This window comes from Halorubrum sp. AJ67, from assembly GCF_000513435.1.
This window is the reverse complement of record NZ_CBVY010000018.1, coordinates 75,208-76,528: the sequence shown is the minus strand read 5'-3', so window position 1 is coordinate 76,528 and position 1,321 is coordinate 75,208. Positions and strand designations below refer to the sequence as shown.

The window sequence follows — 1,321 nt, the reverse complement described above, 5'->3', positions numbered from 1 at the left end:
CGTCACCGACGACGCGGCGGCGCGGGTGTTGGAGCAGACGCTCGCGTACGCGCGCGAGCGGGAGTACACCGGATGGGACTACTTCGACGGCATGAGCAGCCGGTTCCGGCGGTGGCTCCCGGTGGAGAACAAGTGGCTGAACATCGCGATCCAGGAGGGGATAAAGCGCTTCCCCGTCAACGTCCGCCGGCTCATGCTGGTTGAACAGCGGCAGAACTTCAAGGGGACGGCGCTGTTCGTCATGGCCAACAGGGCGGCCGCCGACCGGCTCGGCGACGATCCGTACCGCCGCGAGGCCGACCGGCTGTCGAGGTGGCTCGTCGAGAACCGGAGCCGCGGGTACGCGGGCTTTTGCGGCGGTCACCAGCACGCGACGCAGGGGCTTGACGACCGGCTGGATCCGAGGCACCCGGGGATCGTCTCGACCGGCTACGCCGTCCGAGCGCTGCTGTCCGGGAACGATGAGGGCGCTGGCGACCGGAACGGTTCGAACGACGGCGACGTCGATCTCGGCGACATCAACGGTCTCGACTTGGACGACATTGACTTCGACGACGGCGGCTCCGGCGGGCGCTTCGCGGCGGTCGCGGAGTCCGCCCTCCCGTTCGTGTACGAGGACCTGAACTACCGGGAGTCGGGGGAGACGGCGCGGGTCGACTACCACGCCAGCGCCGAGGCGGGCGAGACGACCGTCGTCAACGCGAACGCGATCGCCGCGCGGCTGCTCCTCGACATCCACGAGCGGCGGCCGCGGGCCGAACTCCGCGAGCGGGCGGAACGGATCCTGAACTACGTCGCGGGCCAGCAGGCCGAGATCGGCGGGTGGTTCTACACCGACCCGCCGTCCGCGTCCCACCTCTCGATGGACAACCACCACAACGGGTTCATCCTCGAATCGTTCCTCCGCTATCGGGAGGTGACGGGGTCGGATCGGTACGACGACACGCTGGAACGCGGCCTGAAGTTCTACCGCGAGACGCTGTTCGAGCCGTCCGGAGCACCCAACTGGGACGAGACGAGCGCCTATCCGAAGGACATCCACGCCGCCGCGGAGGGGATCGTGCTGTTCAGCGCGGCGGGCGACACGGCGTTCGCGTCGCGCATCATCGACTGGACGCTCTCGAACCTGTACGCCGGCGACGGGCGGTTCTACTACCAGAAGCGACGCTTCTACACGAAGCGGTTCACGCTGATGCGGTGGTGTCAGGCGTGGATGGCCTTCGCGCTCGGCGAGTACCTCCGCGCCCGACGGCGCGAGCGAGACGGGGACTGAGAGCGACTGAGCGCGGCGACGCGGCCGATCGGACTGAGCGCGGCGCGG

General features: G+C 69.0%; 1 protein-coding gene. It reads left to right on the top strand.

What is annotated here, in order from left to right; genetic code table 11:
* Positions 1-1,273 (top strand): antibiotic ABC transporter permease (locus BN903_RS12880; RefSeq protein ID WP_048078104.1); only part of this gene is annotated, 1,273 nt, incomplete at its 5' end.
* Between the last annotated feature and the right edge of the window lie 48 nt (positions 1,274-1,321).